This window comes from Sporomusa sp. (assembly GCF_057736855.1).
Window position 1 is genome coordinate 1 of record NZ_JBYKYF010000251.1, and the last position, 4,604, is coordinate 4,604.

A 4,604-nucleotide genomic window follows, 5' to 3' on the forward strand; every position below is an offset into this window, starting at 1 on the left:
GGTCTGAAAAACAGAAATTCCCGTTAGGGAATTGAAACTACAACGTGAAAAGTTGCCAACTAATTTAGCAGGTAGTCTGAAAAACAGAAATTCCCGTTAGGGAATTGAAACGTTTTGGAAGCGACACCTTAATAATCATGTTTAACGTCTGAAAAACAGAAATTCCCGTTAGGGAATTGAAACGTGTCGGTAATTTTTTTGTCCGGTTCATCAGCTTTCAGTCTGAAAAACAGAAATTCCCGTTAGGGAATTGAAACTCTCCCCCTACCACCGCAGTATCTAAACGCCTAACCGTCTGAAAAACAGAAATTCCCGTTAGGGAATTGAAACTTTCCCAAGTTGTCATCTTAACATCTCTCCTTTCGCCCGTGTCTGAAAAACAGAAATTCCCGTTAGGGAATTGAAACCAGTCATATACCCAAAGACTCAATAGCTGCTATGCGCGTCTGAAAAACAGAAATTCCCGTTAGGGAATTGAAACTGGATGATATGGGCGCCGAACGCATGACAGCTTGGGTGGTGTCTGAAAAACAGAAATTCCCGTTAGGGAATTGAAACCTCAAAACCAAGTTTTGCGATACCTTGGACGATGGTATTCTTACGACTGCATTGATAGGAGCTGCCGATTGCTTGTATTCTACCATTCTTGACACGTGTATGACCGCCGAACGCAGGGAACGTATATTGGCAATTATTAGCTAATCTCACGATGTTACCGAGGAAGATATAGAAGTCGCTCAACTTATGATTTATGATGCAGCAATTAATTTTGAACGTGCCTATTATGCAAAAAAACAAATATTTTCTTATTATGATGCAAGTGAATTAGATAATATTGAATGTTTAACCATTCCTGATGGCATTCTTGAGATCGCAGATGAAGCATTTCATGAATATGTAGGGGAAAGGGGTTACGGCCTTATTGCACAAGAGCGAATTCTTGGGTGGTGGAACCATACAGTGCAACCAGGTATTCATACTGTTATTTTTCCCGATAGCTTGAAACGGATCGAAGATAAAGCTTTCTTTAACATGGTTTGTCTAAAAAACATCCATTTTGGAAACTCGCTTGAGCGTATAGGCGAATTGGCTTTTTCGAGTTGCGGATTAGAAAGTATAGAACTTCCAGGCAGTATCAAATACATAGGCGAATCGGCATTTGAAACATGTTTTTATCTGAAATCAGTAAAGCTGTCAGAAGGTATAGAGGTCATACCCGAGGAAATGTTTTGTCGTTGCACATCGCTGCGCGAAGTCATACTGCCAAGTACCATAAAAGAAATTGGTAAATATGCTTTTGGTAATTGTTCTCAATTGGAAAGGATTGATCTTCCGGAGGGGTTGACTGTCATCAAGGAGGGGCTTTTTGCCGGTTGCACATCACTAGAGGAAATATACATTCCAGAAAGTGTTACACAAATAGATGATAATGCCTTTGGAAATTGTTTATATGAAAGCTGCGAGGACAATTTGGTGGTTATTTGTCATCAGGATTCTTTTGCTCACCAATATGCAATAGAAAACAATTTAAAATTCAAGTTGGTCACCGATTGATTCATGTTTAAAGATTGGACATCTGCAGGGTTATTTTTATAATTATCACTACTTCTCGATGGAAGTTAGTAAAAGAAGGGGATTTGAGGATTTATAGATCCTGTAGACGCTGGTTGCTTTGTGGAACTTTATGAGAGGGGGAATGGGAAAATATGAGCGGAACTTTTACTAGTAAACTGAAGAATAATTATGAAGAGGCTTGTAGAGAAAATAAAAATCAAAATGAAGTTTTTAGTTGTGCGACTTCTAAGACTATTACAAAAAGAATTCTTGATTTGAATTCTCCAGTAGTATTTTGCGATCAGGAAAAAAATAAAGATAACCAAGAAAAAAAGAACAATAAAAACGAATATAAATTGCAAGCATTTATAATTAAACGTGCGTTGGAAGCAAATAGGATATTACCAATTCCGGGTAAAGAATGGATATTGCTTGATGCGGAAAGAAATTTTGCCGAAGAGGACTTGAGTGGATTTGGAAAAGGAAAGAAATTGGATATACTGGCTTATGAAAAAGAGACGCAAAGTTTTATTATACTTGAATTGAAGATAATAAGGAATTTAACGGGATCAGGGAAAAGAAGGGGTGCTCATGATGAGTTGCTGTGCTACACCACTACATTGAAGAAGCATATTGAAAAAGCTAATGAATTTTATTCTGTAAATGCGGCAAATGTTAGAGGTTATATTGTATGGCCTAGTACTAAGCGACCAAAACCATATGATAAGCAATGGGGACTTATCGAATATGACAAGAAAAAATTAGATAATATTGAAGCCCTAAAATTTGAAGTTGCTAAAGAGCCATCTGAATTGAGGGATAGAATTGCAAAATAAAAAATAATGTTGGAAGCTGGTGAGTTTGATTGATTATTACTGTTCATCGCGGCACCCATCAAATTGGCGGCAGTTGCATTGAAATAGCTACTGGTAATACCCGCATCATCCTGGATGCGGGACAAGTTTTGCCGCCATTAAACGGGGAACAAAATATGCAAACACCAGGACTCCCAAAAGTAAACGGTCTTTATAAGGGTGACCAGCGTAATGTAGATGCCGTGCTTTTTTCTCACTATCATGGCGATCATATCGGCCTTTTGGAATATATTCATCCAGATATACCTATCTATATGGGCGAGGCAACCGCGAAGGTAATAAATATGATTGCTCAGTTTGTTTCAGTGCGCCCGTCTGTGCGGCCTGCTGATTATTTTGTCAGCGGGCAGTCCTTTCAAATCGGCGATTTTACAATAACGCCATACTTGGTTGATCACTCCGCCTATGATGCTTATGCATTTGTAATTCAGGCCGAAGGCAAGTGCGTGGTCTATACCGGGGATTTGCGAATGCATGGCAAAAAAGCCAAAGCGACTTGGTATTTTCTTAAGCATTTGCCGCAGCAAGTAGATGCCTTATTGCTGGAAGGAACCATGATGAGTCGAACCAGCGAGGGCGTAGAGACGGAAGAGCAGATTGAACAGCACGCTTATGAATTTATGCAGCAAAAGAATGGGCCGATATTTGTCATGCAATCTGCGGTGAACATTGACCGGTTAGTAGGCATGTATCGGGCAGCAAAACGCAACAACCGGCTGTTTGTCATGGGCATTTTTACTGCTAACATTGTTGCGGAACTAGGAGGGAAAATTCCTAATCCGTTCGTTTTCAGTAATGTTAGGGTGTTTTATCCTTATTTCCTTACGCAACATATGTTTAAAAGTGGAGAGCGCGCCGTTTGGATGAAGCGATTTAGCCGCTATCGAATTTCCCGTGAAGAATTGAGGGCACGGCAACATTATTGCATGCTAGTTCGGGATTCAATGTTGTCTGATTTGCAACATATAAAAAATATTACTGAGGCAGGTCTCATATATTCTTTGTGGGGCGGGTATTTGCAGACAGAACGTGTCCGGCGCTTCATCCAGTATTGCCGGGAACAACAGATGGATGTGATTCATTTACATACCAGCGGTCATGCGGATGTTGAGACTCTTCGTAAAATTGTGCAGGCTTGTACACCGAAAAAGATTATTCCGATACATACAGAGTATCCTGAACGATTTGCTGATGAGTTCGATAACGTGGAATCCATTCAAGATGGAAAAGTTTTAATATTAAATTAAAATTATCCATCTTCAAATGAGGCGCCCAGATAGCTGTGAAAAACATCCAGCTTATTAGGCTAACAATTAAATATACTAAGAACTGACAAGGGACGGAGTTATTGACATCTATTAAGCGTGTCAGTAATCCCGCCCCTGTCATGTTTCTGTTGTAAATTTGAATGGCATTTTCCTGGAGTTAATTATTCACTACAAAGTGTATGTTTTTGATAAGAATTGATAAGGAACGGCGGCCTATTCAACGTTGATACTGGGTCATGTTAAGAGAAATTTTAGGGAGGTCAAATGACTTGCAAGAATGTATGATTTATCATACAGGCATATACAAATGTGCCAAGGGGGTCATAAAGACGGTTTAGTATATCTCTTAGGAGATGATGGTCAGCTATATTTTCCAGAAGAAATGTTTCTGGCGAAAGAAAAATGTGATTATGGATTAATTCAGTTTGAAGTAGAAGGGAAATGGGGATTTGCAGATATATTGAACCGTAATGCTTTTTGCGGACATCAAGAATGGCTGGTACAATAAAGCAGGAGGTGTCCGGTATGAGAGGTAAGCGTTTCGATGCAGAGTTTAAAAAAGATATCGTAAAACTTTATTTAAGTGGAGCTCGAACCTGCCCCAGTTTGGCAGCAGAACTAGGAATACACGAAAATACGGTCTATAAATGGATACAACAATATAAAAGTGACCCAGAACACGCTTTTCCCGGATCCGGAAATCTAAAGCCGGATGAAGATGAACTTCGTAAGGCGCAACGCCGCATTAAGGAACTAGAAAATGAAGTGGCTATTTTAAAGCAAGCAGCGGTATACTTCGCCAAAAACAGCAAGTAAAATTCAATTTATCTACCATTTCCGCTCCCAATATGCTGTTAGCGATTTATGCCGCATTTTAAAAGTAGCCAGAAGTGGATACTATGCATGG

Annotated in this window: 5 protein-coding genes and 1 CRISPR repeat array; all 5 genes read left to right on the forward strand. The window is 39.5% G+C overall.

Going from position 1 to position 4,604, the window contains the following annotated elements; genetic code table 11:
- Position 1 precedes the first annotated feature (1 nt).
- Positions 2–558: a CRISPR direct-repeat array (repeat unit 37 nt; unit sequence GTCTGAAAAACAGAAATTCCCGTTAGGGAATTGAAAC).
- Positions 559–744: 186 nt separating this feature from the next.
- Positions 745–1,554 carry a leucine-rich repeat domain-containing protein gene (locus tag AC29Z1_RS13865; RefSeq protein ID WP_488272045.1) on the forward strand — a complete coding sequence of 270 codons (810 nt, stop codon included), beginning with the start codon at positions 745–747 and terminating at the stop codon, positions 1,552–1,554.
- Between the two features lie 152 nt (positions 1,555–1,706).
- Positions 1,707–2,390: a hypothetical protein gene (locus AC29Z1_RS13870; RefSeq protein ID WP_488272046.1), complete on the forward strand. Its 684-nt coding sequence runs from the start codon at positions 1,707–1,709 to the stop codon at positions 2,388–2,390.
- A 29-nt stretch (positions 2,391–2,419) separates the two neighbouring features.
- Positions 2,420–3,676: an MBL fold metallo-hydrolase gene (locus tag AC29Z1_RS13875; RefSeq protein ID WP_488272047.1), complete on the forward strand. Its 1,257-nt coding sequence runs from the start codon at positions 2,420–2,422 to the stop codon at positions 3,674–3,676.
- 298 nt (positions 3,677–3,974) lie between these two features.
- Positions 3,975–4,205, forward strand: a complete 231-nt coding sequence (locus AC29Z1_RS13880; protein ID WP_488272048.1) for a hypothetical protein — start codon at positions 3,975–3,977, stop codon at positions 4,203–4,205.
- Between the two features lie 17 nt (positions 4,206–4,222).
- Positions 4,223–4,513, forward strand: coding sequence for a transposase (locus tag AC29Z1_RS13885; protein ID WP_488272049.1), 291 nt, complete (start codon positions 4,223–4,225; stop codon positions 4,511–4,513).
- Positions 4,514–4,604: the final 91 nt, after the last annotated feature.